Genomic DNA, 21,646 nt, shown 5'->3' with positions numbered 1-21,646 from the left:
AATTACTCACTTTGGCTAGAGTCAGCACCGTCGCTACTATTTTTAGTTGATGACTGCGGGCTTATTTTATCGCTTATCATGGCATCGAGTTTCTCACCGCCCTTAATGCCAAAGTCGAGCGTACGAATTGGGAAAGGAATACTAATATCAGCTTCGTCGAGTGCCTGCTTAACGGCAACAACCCCTTTGTGGCGTACCGTCATAAAGTCAGGCTCGCCTGGGTATTTAATCCAAAACCACACCAGTAAGTTAATGCTGCTGTCGCCAAAACCTTCAGCATATACAGCGGTTTCGTCTTTACGTATTACAAAGTCAAATTCGTTAATTTTATCGACTATAACGTCTTTTGCTTTTTCTATGTCGTCGCCATACGAAATACCTACGGGTACTTCTATACGTCTTATACCTAGCGTGGTGTAATTTTTTAGTACATTTCTAAATAAGACTTTGTTTGGTACAAGTATTAGTTGCCCGTAAAAGCTCTCTATTAGCGTGTTACGTAGGTTTATAGAATGCACCGAACCAAACACATCATCGGTTTCTATTACATCACCTGTTTTAAATGGCTTGCGTACACCCATTGCTATACCAGCAATTAGGTTTTCGGTCATGTCTTGAAACGCAAAACCAATGGCCAAACCCACAATACCCGCACCAGCAAGTAGCGAAGTGACGGTGCCTTTTAGGCCAACAAAATCGAGCGCTATAAATAAACCTATGCACAACACAATAACTTTGAATATTGACGCCATTAAATCGGCAATTTGCGTTGAGTCGAGAGAGCGGCGCAACACGTTTTTCATCAGCTTGCCAGCAAAGCGCGCCAATATTGAAAATACTATGGCAATTACAATTGCCACTATAAAATTAGGGATATGGCTTATTACAACATCAAACCACCCTCCGAGCTTTTCTTCTATTAGTTTTTCGGCTTCGCCAACTGACGGAATGCTGATCATTTTATTTGCACCTATTTAGTTAGTGTTCTCATTAATATTAGATGAGGTTGCAAATATAACGCCAACATCAAAAAAGCCATGCGGTGCATGGCTTTTTAACTATTTAATTAAGTTTACGCTCAGTTTAATTTTGTTCGTCGCGCATAAATACAGGCTCAAGCTCTTTAACTGTTGCCTCAGGGCTAAAGTAATAACCCGCCACAGTAAACTCTTTAAGTTGGCTTAATTGCGTTACTTTATTTTCGATAATGTAGCGCGCCATCATACCGCGTGCTTTTTTAGCGTAAAAGCTAATTACCTTGTATTGACCGTTTTTACAGTCTTTAAAGTGTGGGGTAATAATTTGTGCATTTAATGCTTTTTTATCTACCGCTTTAAAGTATTCGTTTGAAGCAAGGTTAACTAAGTATTGCGCGTCTTGTGCTTTTAATACTTCGTTTAGTTTGTTCGCTATTACGCTGCCCCAAAACTCGTATAAGTTTTTGCCACGCGAGTTTTCAAGCTTGGTGCCCATTTCAAGACGGTAAGCTTGCATTAAATCAAGTGGTTTTAATAAGCCGTATAAGCCAGAAAGTATACGTAAATGGTTTTGTGCGTAATCAAGCTCGCTAGCTTTAAGCGTGCTTGCATCTAAACCGCCGTATACATCGCCATTAAAGGCAAGTGCGGCTTGTTTAGCATTACTTTGTGTGAACGGCTGCGCCCACTCGCTAAAGCGTGCAGCGTTAAGCCCAGATAGCTTATCGCTAATTTTCATTAAACTGCCAATTTGCGCTGGTGTTAGTTCACGGCATACTTTCATGAGCTCTTCGCTGTGCTCTAGTAATTCAGGCTGAGTGAACTTGTCTGTTGCGGGTGGCGTTTCGTAATCAAGATTTTTTGCAGGTGAAATAACAGTGATCATAGTTAGCTATTGACTTGTAATTTATTTAGTGTCAATTTCAACATTAAATGAAACGAAAAGCACGTTTTGTTTAAATAAATCCTCTCTTAATAACCCATGCATTACCGTTTTTTTATTGATCAGGACATAAGACCTATCAAGCATTGTCACACTGTTGCAGTATGGATTGTATATATTAAGAGTGATTAGATTTTTCTTTTAACTTGCTTGGAATGAGGAAAGCAAATGACTTCAGCTCTACAAAGGCTAAAACAACATTCATCTATCGTAGCCGACACTGGTGATATTGAAGCTATTAAAAAGCATCAACCAGAAGATGCAACTACAAACCCGTCGCTTTTATTAAAAGCGAGCGAGATTGAAGCATATAAGCCTTACCTAGATAAAGCTTGGAGCTACGCAAAAGAAACCGAGCAAGAGCCTGCTAAACAACTTGAACTAGCATGCGATTACTTTGCCGTATTACTAGGTAAAGAAATTAGCGCTATTGTACCTGGTTATATTTCTACTGAAGTAGATGCACGCCTTTCGTTTAATACGCAAGCTACGATTGATAAAGCACATACCCTACTTAGCCTTTACGAAAAAGAAGGTGTAAGCAAAGACAAAATTTTAATTAAAGTAGCGTCTACGTGGGAAGGTATTAAAGCCGCTGAGCAGCTAGAAAAAGAAGGGACTAAATGTAACCTTACTTTATTATTTAGCGATGCCCAAGCCCGCGCGTGTGCCGATGCAAACGTATTTCTAATTTCGCCATTTGTTGGCCGTATTTTAGATTGGCACGTTGCTAACGGTATGGAAAAACCAACCGATCCGCTACAAGATCCAGGTGTTCAGTCTGTACGCAGCATTTTTGAATTTTACAAACGCCATGACTACAAAACAGTTGTGATGGGTGCAAGTTTCCGTAACACAGGCGAAATTATTGCACTTACAGGTTGTGACAAGCTAACTATTAGCCCTAATCTTTTAGAAGATTTAGGCAACCTTGAAGGCGCACAAGAATATTTGCTTGAAAGCGATGTTCCACAAGAGCCAAAACCAGAGCCATTAACAGAAGCACAGTTCCGTTGGTTACATAACCAAGATGCTATGGCTACTGAAAAACTAGCTGAAGGTATTCGCTCTTTTGCTGATGCACAAGAACAACTAGAGGCGCGCTTTAAAGCAATGTAATTTGCTATAATCGTGTTTTAAAAACGTCGCAATAGCGGCGTTTTTTTATGCCTAAAATACGCTACCCCTCTATATAATCTTCATATCGACTTCATATAATCCTCGTATAAACCTTCATCAATTAATCACACTTACGTAACATAACTGTCACTTTTTTGTTCTATTTTAGCTAGGCCTGTGGTATAGGTATTCTTGAGGTCATAAATCAATAGGAGAAATTCATGGATAGCCTAAACGATATATTAGAGATATTAGAAGGTCCTGATACAACTAGAAAAACCTCTCAAAAGAATAAAAAAAGGAAGTGGCGTGAAATAGAAGCAATAAAAGACAAACAGCGCCTACGCAAAGAACTACAAGAACTAGATTATTTTACAGACAGTATTGCAATTGATGAGCTCGATTTTTAATTCAATACGCCCCAACTAAACAAAAAGGCTTCCAGAATCTGGAAGCCTTTTTTAATGGTTTAAACAATTTGAGTTCTTTGGAATAAATTAGATTTGCCAGTTAATTGGCTTATCTTTTTGGGCTCGCAATAGCTCATTCGTTTTTGAGAAATGCTGACAGCCAAAAAAGCCTCTATGCGCCGAAAGCGGCGATGGGTGTGGCCCTTTTAAAACATGATGGCGTGCACTATCTATGCCTTTCCCTTTTTTTTGTGCATGTGCACCCCATAAAATAAATACCACACCTTCGCAGTGCTTATTAATATGCGCTATTACATTATCGGTAAATTGCTCCCATCCTAAATGCTTATGTGAATGCGCTTGCCCTTGTTCAACGGTCAATACTGTATTGAGTAAAAACACGCCCTGATCTGCCCAGCTTTGCAGGTAACCATGCTCAGGAATAATAAAATCGCTGATATCGGTAGCTAACTCTTTGTACATATTTTTAAGCGACGGCGGCAGCTTTTTTACATCAGGCAATACCGAAAAACACAAGCCATGCGCTTGCCCTTCTCCGTGGTATGGGTCTTGTCCTAAAATTACAACGCGTATGTCATTAAGTGCGGTGGCATCAAAAGCACTAAAAACTTGAGCTTCAGGCGGGTAAACAGCAATACCTTCATTGCGGCGATTAGCCACATACTCTAACGTTTGCTGCATGTAAGGTTGCTGTAATTCACTTTCTAAAAATGTAGCCCAATTGCTCATTGTGTACTCTTAATCTGTTTACGTGATACGTCTATTTTATCACACATATCCGCAAGTCCATCTAGCATGCGCACAGTAAAACGATGTAATAAATCGGCATTTACGCTAATAAATTGATCATTTTTAACAGCGGGTACTTCTGGCCACTTTTGCCAATTAACAACCGGCTGTGGCGTTTTTGATTTTTCATCAGGGATAATAATAACTTGCGGCTTAGTAACAATAACATTTTCGATACTAATTTGCGGGTAATCTGTGGTGCTTTGTGCAAATACATTACTTACATGGCATGTTTCAATCAGTTGGCTTATCCATGTATTTTTACTTACTGTCATCATGGGCTCAGCCCATAACTGATAAAATCCGGTTATATTTTTTTTATCTTGCTGGCTTTTAACTATACCGTTTAGTTTTTGCGTAAATGCATTTGCCGCTTGCTGGCTTTGCTCAATATTCCCTGTAAATTCACCAAAAGTAAGTAACTCGTCGGCTACACCAGCGATTGTGGTGGGATTACTCAAATATACTTTTATACCTAAACGCTCTATTTGGGCTAAATCTTCGCTTTGATTTCCGCTTTTCCACGCAATAACTAAGTCGGGTTTAAGCGCCAATACTTTTTCAAGCGAGATGCCGTAATAACCCCCTATGCGCTCAATACTTTGGGCTTCACCTGGGTAGTCGGCGTAATCAACCGTGCCCACAATATTATCGCCCGCCCCTATGGCAAATAGGTTTTCGACAATGTGCGGTGCAAGCGCAATTATGCGCAGCTTTTTAGAATCCTTGGTCTGCTCTGCAAGTGCACTGCCCGATACACTAAAAAGCAGTAGCCCAATAAAAAACACTTTAAGCATTAGTAATCAAACCCTTCTAGCGCTTTTATACCTGAGTCGAATGCATGTTTTACATTACGCACTTCACTTACTGTATCGGCAAGGTCGGTTAAAGTGCGGTGTGCTGCACGCCCTGTAATAATAACTGACTGCATTGGCGGGCGGTTATTAAGCGCTGTTACTACTTCATCTAAATCTACGTAGCCGTATGTCACCATATACGTAAGCTCATCGAGTAATACTAAATCAATACTGCTATCAGCAAGCATACGTTTTGACTCTTGCCATGTTGCCTGCGCGGCTGCGGTATCGGCTTCTTTATTTTGCGTATCCCAAGTAAAACCGGTGTTCATTACAACAAACTCAACGCCTGCACCTTGTAATAAATTACGCTCGCCACATTCCCACGTACCTTTAATATATTGGCAAACGGCTGCTTTTTTTCCATGCCCTACGCAGCGTGCTACAACGCCAAAGCCTGAGGTTGATTTACCTTTACCGTTACCGGTGATTACCTGAAAAATACCTTTTACATCTTGCGCTGCCGCAACACGTGCATCCACTTGTTCTTTTACTTTTTGTTGGCGCTGCTTGTGCTTATCGTTATTTTGTTCAGTCATTATTGTGCCCTTCATAAATCGAGATAATTTGCTGTATATTTAAATGCGTTTCGCACATGGTTGCTAATCGTTCTAACTGCTGCTCGCGATGAGTGGCAATACTAATTGGGTTAATTGAGGCGCTTGGTTTTACCCATTTTAAAATTTGCGATGTAGCATCGGCCTCATCAAATAAACCATGTAAATAAGTGCCTGCAATGGCGTTATCATCGCTAATAAAGCCATCAAACGTAAAACCATGTGGATGGCTTTCATCAAAGGTTAAAAATGGCTTATTAAGCGCTGCACCTTGGCTAATCCCTGCATGTATTTCGTAGCCACTACAGGGTGTTGATTGGTTATTTAAAAGCAGTGTAGCGGTTATTTTAGTTAATACTTTTTGTGCCGTTAGCGTGGTTTCAAAATCGCACAGAGCAAGCCCATTTACTTGCTTTAATGATGATTCAATACCCTCGGGATCGTTGAGCGTATTGCCCAGCATTTGCATGCCGCCACAAATACCAAGTACTTTACCACCATAGCGTAAGTGGCGTTTAATTTGAGTGTCCCAGCCTTCATTTTTCAAAAAACTTAAATCGCCCAGCACGTTTTTACTGCCTGGGAGAATGATCAGATCAACGTCTGGGATCGTTTGCGTATGGCGCACATAATTTATATTAATGTTTGGGTGCAAACGCAGTGCATCAAAATCGGTGTGGTTACTAATGTGTGGCACAAGCAGCACCGCAATATTAATTGTGGCGTTGGTTACGTTATTATCAATTGCGACGGCGTCCTCAGCATCAAGCGCGAGGTCATGCAAATAAGGTAATACGCCAAGTACGGGTTTGTTTGTGTATTCTTCAAGCCAATCAAGCCCGCCTTGTAGTAAACTCAAATCGCCCCTAAAGCGGTTTATAACAAAGCCCTTTACGCGCGCCTGTTCTGACTCGCTTAACAACGCAAGCGTACCTACCAAATGTGCAAACACACCGCCTTTATCTATATCGGCAATAATAATGACAGGGCAATCTACCTCTTCGGCGTAACCCATATTGGCAATATCGTTTTCACGCAGGTTTATTTCAGCAGGGCTACCCGCTCCTTCAACAAGGAGTAATTCAAAGCGTTTAGCTAAGCGGTTATGTGAGGTAATTACTGCATCCATCGCCACTTTTTTATAGTCGTGATATTTGCCCGCTTCCATATTGCTAATGGCTTTTCCGTGAATAATCACTTGTGCGCCCGTGTCGCTATTAGGTTTAAGTAATATAGGGTTAAAGTCTATTTCGGGCTCTACTTTAGCTGCTATTGCTTGCAAAGCTTGCGCACGACCAATTTCGCCACCATCTTTTGTTACTGCGCTATTAAGTGCCATATTTTGTGGTTTAAAAGGCGCAACCTTTACCCCTCGCTTAGCAAACGCTCTGCAAAGGGCTGCAACTAAAGTACTTTTACCAGCATCAGATGTAGTGCCTTGCACCATTAAGGTTTTCATTGAGTTACACCTTTCGCTTTCTAAAAAACAATAAGCTTAAAAAGAACACGCTACCAATAGCAGCGGTTATAACACCTACAGGTAACTCTTGGTTTTTTAGCAATGAGCGCGAAAGTACATCAACCCACACCATAAATGTACCGCCTACTAAGCTGGTTACTAGCAACCCCGCGATAGTGCCTTGGGAGATAAAAAAGCGCACAATATGCGGCACCATTAATCCTACAAACCCAATACCACCACACATAGCCACCAGCACAGCGGTAATTAATGAGCTTAAAACCAGCATAAGTATTCTAAAGCGCTGGACTCTAACACCTAATGTAATTGCGCTTTCATCGCCCAGTAACATCGCATTGAGCTGCCTTCTAAAGCTCAGCATTACAAACGTACATAATGTAATTACCAACAAAGGCAACCAAAGCGTTGCCCACTGCGCACGTGCAAAGCTGCCCAGTGTCCAAAATAGGATAGCGGCTACCGCCTGAGGGTCGCTCCAATAAAGCAACAAACTGGTAAATGCACTAAATAAAAACGACAGAGCAACGCCAGCTAATAACATTGACTCTACCTGTGTACTTTGCTGCCTGCCTGCAATCAATATTAATAAACTCATAGCGAGTAAGCTACCCAGCAGTGCCGCTGCCGATAGCATAAAGCCTGCGCTAATACCGGCAAATGCCATAAGTAACACCACGCCAAATGAGGCACCCGACGATATACCAAATAAGTAAGGATCGGCTAAAGGGTTGCGCGTTACCGTTTGTAAAATAAGTCCCGCAATTGCTAAACCTGAGCCTGCTAAAAAGGCGAGTAACGTACGTGGCATTCTTAGTTCAAAAATAATACGCGTATTAAAAGACGCATCATTTGAGAGTAAAAAACTATTAAGTACGTCTTGAAGCGAGGTTTCTGCGGCGCCAAAACTAAGTGCTGCAAATAAGCTAAATAAAGCAGCTGCAATACTTATACATAGTGCAAGTGAGTGACGAGTATTAACTGCACGCATATTATTCGTAACCATAAAAGTAAGTGATATGAGGGATGCTATTTCCCGACTTCGATATTTGCGGATGGTTATTTACTTGGGCGCATACACCAAAAACGTCGCCTAGCATGTTTTCGGTTAATACCTCACTTGGCGTGCCTGTATGTGTAATTTCACCATTTTTAATAACGAGCAGTTCATCACACATTGCAGAGGCTAGGTTTAAATCATGAAACGATGCAAATACAGTTACACCGAGCGATTTAGCCAGCTCCATAACTTGTATTTGGTATTTAACATCTAAATGGCTGGTTGGCTCGTCCATTATTAACAGCTGAGGTTGCTGGACTATCGCACGGGCTATCAAGGCACGTTGCTTTTCACCACCCGAAAGTGACTCAAAGCTTTGTTCGCTATGATCTGCCAACCCTACAGTGTTGATAGCTTGGGTGATTTTTTGTTTATCAATGTTAGTTACTGAGCTAAATAGCGATTTATGAGGCGTTAGCCCAAGCGCAATAACGTCAAATACACTTAAGTTAAATTGCGACGGAGTTTCTTGTAAAACAACCGCTACTTTTTTTGCGTACTCATCGCTTTTTAATTGCCAAATATCGGTGTTGTTAAATTCTACAACGCCATCACTGGGTTTACTAAAACGATATAAACAACGCAATAAGCTCGATTTACCAGCGCCATTGGGGCCAATCAAACCAACAAATTTACCTGTAGTTATTTTAAGGTCTATTTTTTTGAGAATCGTTTTATTGCCAATACCCCACGATACGTTTTTAACGTTTAGTAATGGTGTATTTAATGGCGTTTGAGTGTGCAATAGTCAGTCCTAGGCTAGGGTCTGTTGATCTTTCAAGGTTAAATTTGCAACAGTCTGTTTGGTATTTAGGCAAGGCAGAGCCTATGTAGTGTGGTTATTCCCCATAAATGGGCGATAACGTAGCATTAATGCCAAACAGGCGCTGCCCAAAGGGTTCTTCCTAGGGGCTATTTACTCTTTGTTGCTCGGTTTTTACTTAGCCCACTAGGTTACAAACCTCGCGCCGCGATTAAATAGCCCCTAGTTTGAACAAATTTTAATCCGCAAAGTTCGACAGACCCTAGGTTAAACTCACCAAAAATGCGATAAAAATACTAATGCACTACAAGAAAAATGAGTAAACCCGCTCGTTAAAAGAATTCATACCAATTGCATTAAATTAGTGATTTATTATAGCGACAAATAAACAGCTTAATAACAAGGCGGAAATTATGACATATAGTTGTTCTATATGAATAATTTTTAACGAAGTTAGTAAGTTATTTAATTCACTAAAAAGATCATGTTTTTAATAAAATTGGTACTATACCATTTGTATCTGACTTAAAGCTTTGCGCTAATTACAGTTGCGGGAACAGTCGAGGGCTCGCACCTCATTCCAAATTAAGCTCTATTATGGGCGGCTAAGTAAATAATTTAAAGCAAAAAAAACCGCACTCAAAAGAGTGCGGTTAAAAAGGGAGTGTTTTAACTAATTTAGCGAATAGTTAAAACTTGTATTCCATACCTAAGCCTAAGTAATCTTGGTCAACGTTGTTGTCCATGTCGAAGCCCGAGTAAAAACCAAATACTTTAATATTTTTATTTAACTTGTGATCAACACCTACTGAGATTGCTGACTTATCATCGCTGTCGTCAAAATCCATAGTTTGGTATTGCACTTTAAATGTATTGTTTCCCATTATGTAAGCTGCACTTAATAAGTACCCGTCAGCCTCTGCGCTGCCGTCTACTTTTTCTTGTGTTTGGTACATTGCGCCTACTTTAAAATCATTAATTTTACCTTGAACAGTTGCACGAACTACATCGTAGCCATTTACTTCACTATCAACACCAATTGATGCATATACTTTACTCTTTTTAAGTGAAGAATCGCCATAAGTAAGTCCTAGTGAATAGCCATTTTTTGCATCTTCATCATCTTCTGCAATAAAAGTAGCAAGTACTCTAAAATCTTCGTAAGTATTTGATGAATAAGTAACAGAATCACCTAAACGATTTTCGCCTTTAAATATACTTTTAATATCGCCTTCAAGGTCGCTAAATAAATCAACTTTACCTTGAGATAACTTAAGTGCAGTATCGTGTCGACCAACAACAACTTGGCCAAATGCACCTTTTAACCCTATATATTGGTTACGCGCAGAAATATTGTCATCATTATCACCCTTTGAGTCCGCATCAGACACGTCAACTTGAAACTCAAATTTATAAACAGCCTCTAAGCCCTCTGTTATCTTTTCAGAACCTTTAAGACCAAAGCGAGAATTATTACTTTTAATTTCAGTGAACGACCCTTCACCGTCATCAGATGATTGAATAGTTACATTCGCTTTGCCGTACACGTCTACATCAGCAAGAGCATTAAAAGATAAGCCACTTAATAGCGCTAAACATAAGCTCGATTTTACAAATTTCATGTTATTTCCTTGGATAATCACAAAAGACTAATTTTAAAACAGCAGCAGTTTGTCACTGTAAAATTACAGAAATATTACAATCGAAATATTTATGTAATTTTAAATTAATAAAAGTGCATTAAATATGAAATCAAAATAACATCGATACTCAGCAACTCATTTGTACCTATAAACTAGGCTCCAACGTCAAGCTAGGTGTCATTTGTGATAACAAATTTACCAACGTTTCTATTAATTCTTTCTGTTCATTATCTCTATGATAGGCAATAAATACATCTCGTGACGTATTTTTTACATCTTTAACATGAAATAAATCACCTTTATTTAAATGATGCTCTACAAGTACTTGAGGAATAAACGCACTCCCGCCGCACTGTAATATTAAATCAAGTGCTATACGACCAGTACTTGTTCTGAAGTAAGGCGGCGTTTTACCTGTAAACTGACGCGCATGCCAAAGTGAAAAAGTTGTTCCCCAATCAACATATACATATTGGTTATCAAAAAAGTTTTCGTTAGTTGCAGTATCATAGCCACTCACTGGAATAATAGGCAGTTCACAAATTCGCTCTACTACTAATTCATCTACTTTAGGCGGATCAAATAAAATGGCTAAATCGAGAGTTCGCTCTAATAGCAACCGAGTGCTTTCTTGTTGTGCTTTAACTTCTGCGACTAATGACACGCCCGGCATCGCCGATACAATATTTGTTATACCAAACTGTAAAAAAGCATCCCAAATATTAGGCGTTCCTGCTAAGCTAATTTGCTTATGCATATTATCGGCAAGCGCAACATCTACTTTGGCGCGTTGCATACCCGTAATAATCATTTGAGCATGTGGCAACAAACGCTCACCCGGCGCTGTAAGTTGAATATTATTACGCTGGCGTATAAATAAATTAACCCCAAGTCCCTGCTCTAACTGACGAATCCTAAAGCTCACCGCAGATTGGGTGATATAAAGGTTTTCGGCCGCTTTACCAAAGTGACGTGTACGCACAACTTCAACAAATGTTTTTAATAAATCTATATCCAATTTTTTATCCTCACGATAAAAATAACTTGTTTAATAAATTGCCAAACTTGCATCATACTCCAGCTAATTACTAAGGCATGAGGATAAAGCTATGAGCAATGATATTTCACTACTTCGTCAAGCATTTGTTAGCCAACGTCAGTTTTATGATGATCACAACTTCCCACGCGGTTTTAGCCGTAGTGGAAACTTCACCTTATTAGAAGCCAGCATATTAGACCAACATGGCGTTGTTTTAAAAGGCTTACACAACAAAACTATTGAGCCACAAAACGAACACCAAGAACAATTTTTAGCCGTAGCAATGGGGACTTTAGAGCCAACAAATCCGATTGAGCGTGCTTGGGTTAAATACCTTAAACTTACAACATGTAAGAGTAAGTTTCATACCCTATTTGGCCGCTCAAAAATATCAGGGCCAGCTCCTATAAGCCAAGAGTATTATTCTGAAGCAGATAACCTATAAGCTCTTCACTTATTTGCTTTTTTGCGTTTTAGCAGTTACAACTTGTATAAGCAAATACTTTTGCAAAAATATAAACAAGGTTGTGACGTGACGCGAAGAATACTAATAGTTGAAGATACGCCAACAATAGCGCGGGTGCAAAAACACATCGCGCTTAAAGCGGGTTATGAAGTAGATATAGCTGAATCTCTAACTCAAACAAAAGAACTTATCAGTAAAAATAGCTACTTTTGTGCTGTAGTTGACTTTATTTTACCTGATGCGCCTAATGGCGAAGCAGTTCCTTGTACTATCGACGCTGAAATTCCAACGATTGTAATGACGGGTAATATTGATAAAAAAACACGCGATACAGTAGAAAAATACCCTATAATTGACTACATCATCAAAGAAAATAAACAAGCGTATCAGTATCTCGAAAAACAGCTATTACGACTACCTCGAAACGAAAATGTAAAAGTACTCGTTGTTGACGACTCTTTATCCACACGACAGTATATATGTAGCTTGTTAACCCGTCATAAATATCAAACTTTACAAGCTGAAGATGGTAAACAAGCACTTGTTATGCTTGAAGCATCACCTGATATCTCCGTTATTATCACTGATAATGAAATGCCTAATATGAACGGCGATGAACTATGCACAGAAATCAGGCGTTTATATGATAACGATGAAAAAGCAATAATTGGCATTTCAGGTGCTGATTCTTCAGATTTATCTACCTTATTCTTAAAAAATGGGGCAAATGATTACCTACATAAGCCTTTCAATAGTGAGGAGTTTTATTGTCGATTAAGCCAAAACGTCGATATGTTAACGCTTTTAGCAACCATAAAAAACCAAGCTAATACAGACTACCTCACAAAAATCCCCAATCGTCGTTACTTTTTTGAAGAGGCTAGAAAATCCCTTAAAAAAATTGAACTTGATAACGGCAATGGCGCATTAGCTATGCTTGATATTGATCATTTTAAAGCAATTAATGATACCTATGGCCACGATGCAGGCGACGAAGTATTAAAAGGTTTATCTATTTGTTTTAGCAAATACTTTAAAAAGTATTTAGTAGCACGCTTGGGGGGCGAAGAGTTTGCTGTTTATTTTGCCGATACCGATAAACAAGAAGCACTCAAAAAACTTGAAGGATTTAGGTGTTTTATAGAAGGTAATAGCCAACAATTTAGTAAAGCCAACATTAGATTCACAATCTCTATTGGTTTTTCGTCAGGGCCTGTTTATCAAATTGATGAACTATTAAAACAGGCCGACTTAAAACTTTATGATGCAAAAGAAACTGGCCGTAACAAAATTATTAGCTAAAATAGTTAACTAGCCACTTGTGCTGTCGCCACTGCCGCTTTTTTTCGTTTGCGTGATTGATGGTAAGAATCCCAACTAAATATAGCGAGCGCACTCCAAATACATGCAAATGTAACTAATCTTTCTGCATCAAATACCTCACCGTAAAACACCACTGCGAGCATAAACATTAAGCTTGGCCCAATGTACTGAAAAAAGCCCAATGTAGTGTATTGCAAACGCTTAGCTGCGCCAGTAAAACACAATAACGGTAATGTAGTTATAATGCCCGCGCTAATTAGTAACGCATTAGTATGCCAATCGTTAGCGGGAAGGCTTGATGTGTCAGAAGGCGCCATTAACCACCAATAAACAAGCGCTACAGGTAATAATATAAGTGCCTCAAGCAATATCCCTGGCAGAGCTTCAACGGGGAGTTTTTTACGTAATAAGCCATAAAGTGCAAATGATATTGCCAATGAAAAAGCAACTACCGGAAACGAGCCAAAGCTAACGAGTTGCAATAATACTCCCGAAAACGCGAGTGCAACGGCAACGCCCTGAAACTTACGTAAACGCTCGCCTAAAAAAAGCATACCCAGCAATACATTTAACAATGGGTTTATGTAATACCCCAAGCTTGCATCCAGCATATGGTTATTATTTATCGCCCATATGAAAAGTCCCCAATTAAACCCCAGTAACGCTGAAGTAATAACAAGCATTAACACTAGTTTGGGCTGAACAATAATACGCTTTATTTTGTGCCAATATTTAAGAATACTTACCACAAGTACTAAAAAAACGACAGACCAAACAACGCGATGCATTAATATTTCAAAAGCTGACACATGCTGGATAAATTTAAAGTATATAGGTGCTAACCCCCACATCACAAATGCTAGGCAAGCAAAAACAGCGCCTTTACGCTGCTCTGTATCAATCGACATAATAAAAACACTTAGTGATACTAAAAGGTCGCTAGTTTACTCTCCATGGATTGTTTATCCAACTAAATACGTACCAGTACCAAACGCAATTTGAATTGCTTTTTCATTATGTAACTCCATTCGACATACACACACTTTGTTGCCTGAACGAATAAGCGTTGCACTCGCGGTGAACACTTCGCCTTTGCCTGGGCGTAAATAATCGGTGCGTAAATCGATGGTTCCAAGCGTAGCTAGCCTCGCTTGCACACTACCAATATCTAAGTCTGTTAATTTATCAATCACACTTGCTGCAGCAAGCATTCCTCCCACATTATCAAGCACGGCTGAAATAACGCCTCCGTGTAATATTTTTTGCGCTGGATTACCAATAAATACATCCTGCCAAGGAAAGGTAATTTTTGCTTGTTCAGGACTCAGTGATTCTACCGATATTTGTAAAAACTGATTAAACGGCATGCCATTTACAAACAACGCCCCAACTTGTTCAATTAACATTTCTTTATTCATTATTATTCTCTATGCCAAAACTGGTAAGATGAGTAAAACATACATAGTGCAAAACTACGAGACTCCACTTAAATAATTCATCAAGTAACTCAGCTAAAGACATCTCGTTAAAAAACCACTAAAATACCCGCCAATGAATACATTAACACCACCTTCTAGTACGCTTGTGCGTAAACCAGAAACTGTCCTCAAACAAGTGTTTGGCTACAGCGAATTTCGCGACGGTCAAAAAGCAGTTATTGATGCAGCTATAAATGGGCATGACTCGCTTGTATTGCTACCCACAGGTGGTGGGAAATCTGTGTGTTATCAAATACCCGCTTTAGTGCTTGAAGGCGTAACCATTGTTATATCTCCGCTTATATCACTAATGCAAGATCAGGTAACGCAACTCCAAGCACTTGGCGTTAAAGCCGCTTACGTTAATAACAGCTTAGCGCGAGAAGAACAGCAATTGGTATATCAACAACTTCACCAAGGTTTAATTAAACTATTATATGTTGCGCCTGAAAAAGTATTGCAGCGTGACTTTTTAGAACGTTTATCGCATTTAAATGTGAGCTTATTTGCCATTGACGAAGCGCACTGTGTGTCGCATTGGGGTCACGATTTTAGACCTCATTACTTTCGCTTAAACGAATTAAAGCAACGTTTTGCACATGTTCCTATGATGGCGCTTACCGCCACGGCTGATAAAGCGACCCGGTTTGATATCGTTGAGCAACTAAAACTACAGCAGCCTTATATTCATACTGGTAGCTTCGATCGTCCCAATATTCGTTACACCATAGAAGAAAAATTTAAACCTATGGTGCAACTGCTTCGCTACTTAAAAGAGCAAAAAAACCAAAGCGGTATTATTTATTGCACCAGTCGTAAGCGCGTAGACGACATTGCTGAAAAACTTGCAGACGCAGGGCTAAACGCTGCCGCTTACCATGCAGGTATGAGCAACGAACAACGACAATTTGTGCAAACTGGGTTTGCCCGCGACGACATTCAAATTGTAGTAGCAACTGTTGCTTTTGGGATGGGGATTAATAAACCTAACGTACGCTTTGTATTACATTACGATATTCCAAAAAGTATAGAGTCGTACTATCAAGAAACAGGACGAGCTGGGCGAGATGGCCTTGCCGCAGAAGCCATCATGTATTTTGATCCGGCTGATATTGGCCGTGTAAGGCGCTTTTTTGAAGACATTGATGACGAACAACGTCGCCGTGTAGAAGAACAACGCTTTAACGCCATGGCTAGCTTTGCTGAAGCACAAACGTGTCGCCGCCAAATATTGCTAAACTACTTTAGTGAATACCAGCGCGAACCTTGTGGCAACTGTGATATCTGCCTAAACCCACCTAAAAGCTTTGATGGTACGTTAGTCGCACAGCAAGCGCTTTCGTGTGTGTATAGAGCTGAGCAACGTTTTGGCCTAGGTTATATTGTAGAATTACTTCGCGGTGCAAACACGAGCCGCATACGCGATAACAACCATCATGAGTTAAGTACTTACGGTATCGGTAAAGATAAAAGCAGTGAATTTTGGCTTAGTATTTTACGTCAACTTATTCATCAGGGTTTACTAAGCCAAGATATAACACAAGGTGCGTCACTTAGATTAACAGAAGCCGCGCGTGCAATTTTAAAAAGTGAATATGCTTTGCAATTGGCTGAACCTCGCCTGCAAGCCAAGCACGTGTACCAAGATAAATTAGCGCAATTTAATTATGATAAAAAGCTCTTTGCCCGCTTAAGAGCACTGCGTAAAGAACTTGCTGATGCCGACGATGTACCACCGTATGTAGTATTTAATGATAAAACCTTGGCTGAAATGGCGCAGCTTATGCCAACAAATGACAGTGAGTTTTTAAAAGTGTCGGGAGTTGGTTTCACTAAATTAAATAAATATGGCGGCGCCTTTTTAACTGCAATTCGTAATTACTTAGCTACAAATTAAGAGCATTATGACAAAAATAGAATACGACCATACTCATAAATGTATTGTAATTACGCCCATCGAGCCTCCGCATGACGAAGACTTTGAGCTGTGGAGTACATTATTTTTACATTCAGACGATATAACGCTCAACGAGTATTCTGCTGGTGCTGACCGTCATCAAGTTCGCTTTAGCTACCAGCAGCAAACCTTTAATTTAAACTATGAGCACTACAGCCAAAGTATTTGGATAAATGGAGAAGGCACTGAAGCCGATCATCTACTTGCTGCACTCACCTTTTATTTAAGTTAGCGGCTTTAGTTCAAAGTCGTTATATTTAATTTTCAAACTCAATACTTTTAACTTACATTTTAGTAACTATGATGTAAGCTGATATTACGGTAGTAATTTGCTACGTAGCAGTAAAGGGTTTGAATGGTAACTAAGAAATGGATCACACAGTACTGTATTAGCTTAAGTATTTTAGCCTTATTCATGCAAAGTGCATTAGCACAAACTCATGATAATACTCGTTGCCAAGTTGAAAAGTTAGACCACTCTAATAATAAAAACTTACGCCGCCAACTCAACGACGATATCTCCATTGTAAGCGCTAAACCCAATGCTAAAATTGCCACTATTTCACTTAAGCAACTCAATGTATTTAATACCGAACTCGAAGAAGAAAATAATGCATTATTTCGCTTTGCCAACCGCGCACATATTCAAACCGAACCGGATGTAATTAATAACCTCCTACTGTTTGCCACCGGCGATAAATATGATGCTAAAAAATTAGCTGAATCAGAACGCCTCCTACGCAAAGAAAGTTACTTATATGACGCCCAAATTAGTGCAACTGAGAACTGCGATGGTGACATTGATGTAAAGGTAGTGACTCGTGATTTATGGACGCTTCTACCTGAAATAAACTTTAGCCGCAGCGGTGGTGAAAATAAATCAAGCATTGGCTTTAGAGAATCAAACCTCTTTGGTTGGGGTAAACGCCTATCGTTTTCACGCACGACTGATAGCGACCGCAGTGGTTACTTATTTGTTTACGACGATCCTAATATTTTATCTACTCGCTACCGCGGCCGTCTAGAGTACGCCGATAACAGCGATGGCAAGCGCCATTTACTTGAGTTAACCTATCCATTTTACGCAATTGACACCCCTCTTAGTTACGGTATTTTAAGCTATTCAGAACAGCGCGAAGAGTCATTATATAAACGCGGCGAAGAGTTTAGCGAATTTGATCAAACTAGCGATTTAAACAGTGCATTTATAGGGCACTCTAAAGCGCTTAATAATAACTGGACCCAGCGCTTAACCTTAGGTTATACCGACGAGCAGCATACCTTTGAAGCTATAGACACCACCTTTGCACCACTTGCCGATGACAGAAGTTTAAGTTACCCATTTATAAGCGGCCACTGGTTTGAAGATAACTTTATAAAAGTACGCAATTTCGACAGTATGTACCGCACTGAAGATTTAAACCTAGGCTGGAATGTTAAAGCCCTTGTTGGTTACTCTGATGAATCTTTGAGTGATGATGATAGTCGTGCTATTTATTCATTAAATTTTAAAAAAGCACATTTTTCTGGCGATAATACTCTATGGCGTTTTAACACTGACATTGAAGGATATTGGAATAAAGAACACAAACAATTAGAAAACTTTAGGGCCACTAGTCAAATTCAATACTACTTAAACACCAGTGTTGATCAATCGTGGTATGTAAAAGGGCGTTTGCAATATGCTAAAAACTTAACTGCCGACCAACAACTTACTTTGGGTGGTGAAACTGGTTTACGAGGCTACCCTATGGATTATCAACACGGCGATCGCAGTTTTTTAGTTAGTTTAGAAAAACGCTATTATTGGGAGTACGATTTGCTTCAGCTATTTAAAGTAGGTGCCGCTGGGTTTATTGACGTTGGCCGTGCGTGGTTTAACGACAAAGATAATGGCGAGAACGATCACGTACTTAAAAATGTTGGTATAGGTTTGCGCTTAGCCCCAAGCAGAGCTAACGCAGGTACTATGATCCACATTGACATCGCCGCACCGCTTGATAGTTACGACGATGTAGACTCAGTACAATGGTTAGTTAATGTGAAAAAATCTTTTTAAATAACTATTTCGCATCATCTTAAAACGTTAAACTAATTACTTAATTATTACTTACTCCCCATATGAGAATGTATTTTGGAACCGTTAGAGATTTTAGATTTTTTTGGTACACAATATAAACTGATTGTGACCCTAATCGCCTTACTACTTTATCCGTTGCTATTAAAGCTGACTAAAAAGCTTCTCGAAAAAACCATTAAGGGTAAAGTAGATTTACATCACAAATCGCGCGCAGAACTACTGCTTAAAATAATACTTGCCTGTGTAATGATATGCTTAGTACTGGTATTTTGGGGCATTGAATTACGTGGCTTACTTGTACTTGGCTCCTCATTATTTGCCATGCTAGGTGTTGCACTTTTTGCCGCATGGTCGTTATTAAGTAACTTAACTGCATTCTTATTAATGTTTATTCAAAACGACTGCCGCGTTGGTTATTGGGTACGAATTATTGATGGCGCGAATCATGTTGAAGGTCGCATTGTCGAAATGGGTTTGATGAATGTAGTACTTGAACACATTGATGGCCATCGTGTTATTTATCCTAACAATTTATTTGTGACGCGCCCTGTCATGGTTTTAAATAAAGAACCAAAACCAACAAAAACGCCTGTTATAAAGCGTATTATTGGCCCTAAAAAAACATAGTTAAAAAATAATAGTCACAAAAAAGCCGCAGAAGGTAATTACCTTCTGCGGCTTTTTAATGCTTAACTAAACAGAACTTAGGTTAACGATTAATTATTTAGTTCCGCAGTTTTAAGTTCGTCATCTAAATCATTTATTTCGTCTATAAAGCTCTCTAGCTGCTGCTCAACTAAACCATTGTCACTCGCAAAGTAAGCTAGATGAAAGACTGCATCGCCCTCATTTACTAATGGCATCGTTTGTTGGCCAATAACAATCCCACCTTTAGGTGCTAAAAGCTCAAGTTCAGAGTCACCCAACGGACTACTAATATAAGCAAGTATTTGGCCCTTAATTACACGTTCGCCCAATGATACTTGAGCACGAACAATGCCATCAACTTCTGCGCGTATCCAACTTGTAGAACCTGCAATAATCGGATCTGGTAATTTTTTCGGGCGTTTGCCACGAATCATTTTTAAATGACGCATAACATAATCAACGCCCTGCACACCGGCTGCAATTGCAATAGGATCAAATCGTAGTGCTTCACCTGCTTCATAGGTTATAACAGGTATGCCTAAGTTAGCCGCTTCGCTGCGAAGAGAGCCATTACGCAGTGATGCATCTATAACCGCTGGCGTGCCAAATGCTTTAGCCATTTCAGCTGTTGCTTCATCTGCTAAATTAGCACGAATTTGTGGCAAATTAGTCCGGTGAATAGCCCCCGTATGTAAATCAATGATATGCGTACAATGTACTGCTACTTGATTAAAAAACATATAAGCCATACGTCCTGCTAACGAGCCACGTTCAGAGCCTGGAAAACTGCGGTTCATATCACGTCGATCTGGTAAGTAACGCGATTTATGAATAAAGCCAAACACATTCACAATAGGCACAGCGATTAACGTGCCACGTAACTGACTAGGATCTATTTTAGCAAGTAACTGGCGTACAACTTCTACGCCATTTAATTCATCACCATGAATAGCAGCACAGACCATTAGCACAGGTCCTTCCATTACACCATTCACCACTTCTATAGGAATATTAAGTGGTGAATGGGTGTAAAGCTTTGCGGCTTCTAAGGCAAGCGTTTTACGCTCGCCTACGCCAATCTGTTCACCTAATAAGGTAAAAGGACGGTTAATTTTAACCTTTGCCACGTGTTGCTGTTCCTTTACTTGAAGCATTCTTTTCGATGAAGTCAATCACCATACCTGCAATATCTTTACCTGTTGCGATCTCAATACCCTCAAGACCAGGTGATGAGTTTACTTCCATCACAAGTGGCCCACGAGATGAGCGAAGTAAATCGACACCAGCCACATTTAAGCCCATTGATTTAGCGGCTGCAACTGCTGTTTTACGCTCCTCAGGAGTAATACGTACTAATGTCGCGCTACCACCACGGTGAAGATTAGAACGGAACTCACCTTCTTGTGCTTGGCGCTTCATTGCTGCAATTACTTTATCGCCCAATACGAAACAACGAATATCTGCACCACCTGCCTCTTTAATATATTCCTGAACCATAATATTAGCTTTTAAGCCCATAAATGCTTCAATAACACTTTCAGCCGCTTTACGCGTCTCAGCAAGTACCACACCAATGCCTTGTGTACCTTCAAGTAATTTAATAACTACCGGTGCACCGCCTACCATTTCCAGTAAGTCTTTTACATCATCTGGTTTACTAGCAAAACCTGTTACTGGCATACCAACGCCTTTGCGCGAAAGTAACTGAAGCGAGCGCAATTTGTCGCGCGAACGAGAAATAGCCACGGATTCGTTTACAGGGTAGACACCCATCATTTCAAACTGACGAAGTACCGAGCAACCATAAAATGTAACCGATGCACCAATACGCGGGACGATTGCGTCAAATTCTTTTAAATTTTCACCGCGATAGTGAATTTCTGGTTGCTCTGAATTTATATTCATATAGCAGCGTAGTGCGTCGATTACTTTAACTTCATGGCCACGCGCTTCTGCCGCTTCGATTAAACGACGTGTTGAATATAATTTTTTGTTACGAGATAAAATACCGATTTTCATAGTTAAAACCTTAACTAAAT

General features: G+C 39.8%; 22 protein-coding genes and 1 riboswitch. Of the genes, 8 read left to right on the top strand and 14 right to left on the bottom strand.

Going from position 1 to position 21,646, the window contains the following annotated elements:
• Positions 1–2: 2 nt before the first annotated feature.
• Positions 3–959, bottom strand: coding sequence for a mechanosensitive ion channel family protein (locus D172_RS02935; RefSeq protein ID WP_007376479.1), 957 nt, complete (start codon positions 957–959; stop codon positions 3–5).
• A 124-nt stretch (positions 960–1,083) separates the two neighbouring features.
• Positions 1,084–1,863: a peroxide stress protein YaaA gene (yaaA, locus tag D172_RS02930; RefSeq protein ID WP_007376480.1), complete on the bottom strand. Its 780-nt coding sequence runs from the start codon at positions 1,861–1,863 to the stop codon at positions 1,084–1,086.
• A gap of 225 nt (positions 1,864–2,088) precedes the next feature.
• On the opposite strand from yaaA, the gene tal reads away from it, so the two are divergent.
• Positions 2,089–3,039 (top strand): transaldolase, encoded by a 951-nt coding sequence (tal, locus tag D172_RS02925; RefSeq protein ID WP_007376481.1) that lies wholly within the window; start codon positions 2,089–2,091, stop codon positions 3,037–3,039.
• Positions 3,040–3,260: 221 nt separating this feature from the next.
• Positions 3,261–3,449: a DUF3545 family protein gene (locus D172_RS02920; RefSeq protein ID WP_002961395.1), complete on the top strand. Its 189-nt coding sequence runs from the start codon at positions 3,261–3,263 to the stop codon at positions 3,447–3,449.
• Positions 3,450–3,536: 87 nt separating this feature from the next.
• Here the strand turns inward: D172_RS02920 and ung are convergent, their stop codons facing one another.
• The 8 genes from ung to D172_RS02880 form a co-directional block, all read right to left on the bottom strand.
• On the bottom strand, positions 3,537–4,199 hold the full coding sequence (gene ung, locus D172_RS02915) for a uracil-DNA glycosylase (protein ID WP_007376482.1): 663 nt from the start codon (positions 4,197–4,199) through the stop codon (positions 3,537–3,539).
• On the bottom strand, positions 4,196–5,056 hold the full coding sequence (locus D172_RS02910) for a cobalamin-binding protein (RefSeq protein WP_007376483.1): 861 nt from the start codon (positions 5,054–5,056) through the stop codon (positions 4,196–4,198). Before D172_RS02910 ends, ung begins: the two co-directional genes overlap by 4 nt.
• Positions 5,056–5,655: a cob(I)yrinic acid a,c-diamide adenosyltransferase gene (gene cobO, locus D172_RS02905; protein ID WP_007376484.1), complete on the bottom strand. Its 600-nt coding sequence runs from the start codon at positions 5,653–5,655 to the stop codon at positions 5,056–5,058. Before cobO ends, D172_RS02910 begins: the two co-directional genes overlap by 1 nt.
• Positions 5,648–7,132 carry a cobyric acid synthase gene (locus D172_RS02900; protein WP_007376485.1) on the bottom strand — a complete coding sequence of 495 codons (1,485 nt, stop codon included), beginning with the start codon at positions 7,130–7,132 and terminating at the stop codon, positions 5,648–5,650. Before D172_RS02900 ends, cobO begins: the two co-directional genes overlap by 8 nt.
• A gap of 4 nt (positions 7,133–7,136) precedes the next feature.
• Complete coding sequence (locus D172_RS02895) at positions 7,137–8,141, bottom strand: FecCD family ABC transporter permease (protein ID WP_007376486.1); 1,005 nt, start codon at positions 8,139–8,141, stop codon at positions 7,137–7,139.
• Between the two features lies 1 nt (position 8,142).
• Positions 8,143–8,955, bottom strand: coding sequence for an ABC transporter ATP-binding protein (locus D172_RS02890; protein ID WP_007376487.1), 813 nt, complete (start codon positions 8,953–8,955; stop codon positions 8,143–8,145).
• Positions 8,956–9,466: 511 nt separating this feature from the next.
• Positions 9,467–9,601: riboswitch (cobalamin riboswitch) on the bottom strand.
• A 61-nt stretch (positions 9,602–9,662) separates the two neighbouring features.
• Positions 9,663–10,595 (bottom strand): porin, encoded by a 933-nt coding sequence (locus tag D172_RS02885; protein WP_007376488.1) that lies wholly within the window; start codon positions 10,593–10,595, stop codon positions 9,663–9,665.
• Positions 10,596–10,761: 166 nt separating this feature from the next.
• Positions 10,762–11,634 carry a LysR family transcriptional regulator gene (locus D172_RS02880; RefSeq protein ID WP_007376489.1) on the bottom strand — a complete coding sequence of 291 codons (873 nt, stop codon included), beginning with the start codon at positions 11,632–11,634 and terminating at the stop codon, positions 10,762–10,764.
• A gap of 91 nt (positions 11,635–11,725) precedes the next feature.
• Between D172_RS02880 and D172_RS02875 the strand changes: the two genes are divergently transcribed.
• Both D172_RS02875 and D172_RS02870 read left to right on the top strand, forming a co-directional pair.
• Positions 11,726–12,100, top strand: a complete 375-nt coding sequence (locus D172_RS02875; RefSeq protein ID WP_007376490.1) for a DUF413 domain-containing protein — start codon at positions 11,726–11,728, stop codon at positions 12,098–12,100.
• A gap of 87 nt (positions 12,101–12,187) precedes the next feature.
• The gene (locus D172_RS02870) at positions 12,188–13,423 is read left to right on the top strand and encodes a response regulator (protein WP_007376491.1); all 1,236 of its coding nucleotides are present in this window, start codon (positions 12,188–12,190) and stop codon (positions 13,421–13,423) included.
• 5 nt (positions 13,424–13,428) lie between these two features.
• Here D172_RS02870 and rarD read toward each other — a convergent pair whose 3' ends face one another.
• Both rarD and D172_RS02860 read right to left on the bottom strand, forming a co-directional pair.
• Positions 13,429–14,352, bottom strand: coding sequence for an EamA family transporter RarD (gene rarD / locus D172_RS02865; RefSeq protein WP_007376492.1), 924 nt, complete (start codon positions 14,350–14,352; stop codon positions 13,429–13,431).
• Positions 14,353–14,406: 54 nt separating this feature from the next.
• A complete protein-coding gene (locus D172_RS02860; protein WP_007376493.1) occupies positions 14,407–14,862 on the bottom strand; it encodes a thioesterase family protein in 456 nt (151 codons plus the stop codon).
• Positions 14,863–14,995: 133 nt separating this feature from the next.
• Between D172_RS02860 and recQ the strand changes: the two genes are divergently transcribed.
• The 4 genes from recQ (at position 14,996) to D172_RS02840 (ending at position 19,586) form a co-directional block, all read left to right on the top strand.
• Complete coding sequence (gene recQ / locus D172_RS02855) at positions 14,996–16,819, top strand: DNA helicase RecQ (RefSeq protein ID WP_007376494.1); 1,824 nt, start codon at positions 14,996–14,998, stop codon at positions 16,817–16,819.
• A 7-nt stretch (positions 16,820–16,826) separates the two neighbouring features.
• Positions 16,827–17,111, top strand: coding sequence for a DUF3630 family protein (locus tag D172_RS02850; protein WP_007376495.1), 285 nt, complete (start codon positions 16,827–16,829; stop codon positions 17,109–17,111).
• Between the two features lie 123 nt (positions 17,112–17,234).
• Entirely contained in the window at positions 17,235–18,938 is a 1,704-nt protein-coding gene (locus D172_RS02845; protein ID WP_007376496.1) for a ShlB/FhaC/HecB family hemolysin secretion/activation protein, read from the top strand.
• A gap of 75 nt (positions 18,939–19,013) precedes the next feature.
• The gene (locus D172_RS02840) at positions 19,014–19,586 is read left to right on the top strand and encodes a mechanosensitive ion channel domain-containing protein (RefSeq protein WP_007376497.1); all 573 of its coding nucleotides are present in this window, start codon (positions 19,014–19,016) and stop codon (positions 19,584–19,586) included.
• Between the two features lie 89 nt (positions 19,587–19,675).
• On the opposite strand, the gene D172_RS02835 is transcribed toward D172_RS02840, so the two are convergent.
• Together D172_RS02835 and rimK are read right to left on the bottom strand one after the other, a co-directional pair.
• Complete coding sequence (locus D172_RS02835) at positions 19,676–20,734, bottom strand: succinylglutamate desuccinylase/aspartoacylase family protein (RefSeq protein WP_007376498.1); 1,059 nt, start codon at positions 20,732–20,734, stop codon at positions 19,676–19,678.
• Complete coding sequence (gene rimK, locus D172_RS02830) at positions 20,721–21,626, bottom strand: 30S ribosomal protein S6--L-glutamate ligase (RefSeq protein ID WP_007376499.1); 906 nt, start codon at positions 21,624–21,626, stop codon at positions 20,721–20,723. Before rimK ends, D172_RS02835 begins: the two co-directional genes overlap by 14 nt.
• Positions 21,627–21,646 lie beyond the last annotated feature (20 nt).

It is taken from the genome of Pseudoalteromonas sp. Bsw20308, from assembly GCF_000310105.2.
In the GTDB taxonomy this organism is placed as follows: domain Bacteria; phylum Pseudomonadota; class Gammaproteobacteria; order Enterobacterales; family Alteromonadaceae; genus Pseudoalteromonas; species Pseudoalteromonas fuliginea.
This window is presented reverse-complemented; position numbering and strand designations above follow the sequence as displayed.

What these genes read in the sequence shown, in the direction of transcription:
- D172_RS02895 (WP_007376486.1), bottom strand. Translation starts at nt 8,141, where the DNA reads ATGCGTGCAGTTAATACTCGTCACTCACTTGCACTATGTATAAGTATT.
- cobO (WP_007376484.1), bottom strand. Translation starts at nt 5,655, where the DNA reads ATGACTGAACAAAATAACGATAAGCACAAGCAGCGCCAACAAAAAGTA.
- D172_RS02885 (WP_007376488.1), bottom strand. Translation starts at nt 10,595, where the DNA reads ATGAAATTTGTAAAATCGAGCTTATGTTTAGCGCTATTAAGTGGCTTA.
- yaaA (WP_007376480.1), bottom strand. Translation starts at nt 1,863, where the DNA reads ATGATCACTGTTATTTCACCTGCAAAAAATCTTGATTACGAAACGCCA.
- rarD (WP_007376492.1), bottom strand. Translation starts at nt 14,352, where the DNA reads ATGTCGATTGATACAGAGCAGCGTAAAGGCGCTGTTTTTGCTTGCCTA.
- D172_RS02845 (WP_007376496.1), top strand. Translation starts at nt 17,235, where the DNA reads ATGGTAACTAAGAAATGGATCACACAGTACTGTATTAGCTTAAGTATT.
- tal (WP_007376481.1), top strand. Translation starts at nt 2,089, where the DNA reads ATGACTTCAGCTCTACAAAGGCTAAAACAACATTCATCTATCGTAGCC.
- D172_RS02875 (WP_007376490.1), top strand. Translation starts at nt 11,726, where the DNA reads ATGAGCAATGATATTTCACTACTTCGTCAAGCATTTGTTAGCCAACGT.
- rimK (WP_007376499.1), bottom strand. Translation starts at nt 21,626, where the DNA reads ATGAAAATCGGTATTTTATCTCGTAACAAAAAATTATATTCAACACGT.
- D172_RS02910 (WP_007376483.1), bottom strand. Translation starts at nt 5,056, where the DNA reads ATGCTTAAAGTGTTTTTTATTGGGCTACTGCTTTTTAGTGTATCGGGC.
- ung (WP_007376482.1), bottom strand. Translation starts at nt 4,199, where the DNA reads ATGAGCAATTGGGCTACATTTTTAGAAAGTGAATTACAGCAACCTTAC.
- D172_RS02900 (WP_007376485.1), bottom strand. Translation starts at nt 7,132, where the DNA reads ATGAAAACCTTAATGGTGCAAGGCACTACATCTGATGCTGGTAAAAGT.
- D172_RS02935 (WP_007376479.1), bottom strand. Translation starts at nt 959, where the DNA reads ATGATCAGCATTCCGTCAGTTGGCGAAGCCGAAAAACTAATAGAAGAA.
- recQ (WP_007376494.1), top strand. Translation starts at nt 14,996, where the DNA reads ATGAATACATTAACACCACCTTCTAGTACGCTTGTGCGTAAACCAGAA.
- D172_RS02850 (WP_007376495.1), top strand. Translation starts at nt 16,827, where the DNA reads ATGACAAAAATAGAATACGACCATACTCATAAATGTATTGTAATTACG.
- D172_RS02860 (WP_007376493.1), bottom strand. Translation starts at nt 14,862, where the DNA reads ATGAATAAAGAAATGTTAATTGAACAAGTTGGGGCGTTGTTTGTAAAT.
- D172_RS02920 (WP_002961395.1), top strand. Translation starts at nt 3,261, where the DNA reads ATGGATAGCCTAAACGATATATTAGAGATATTAGAAGGTCCTGATACA.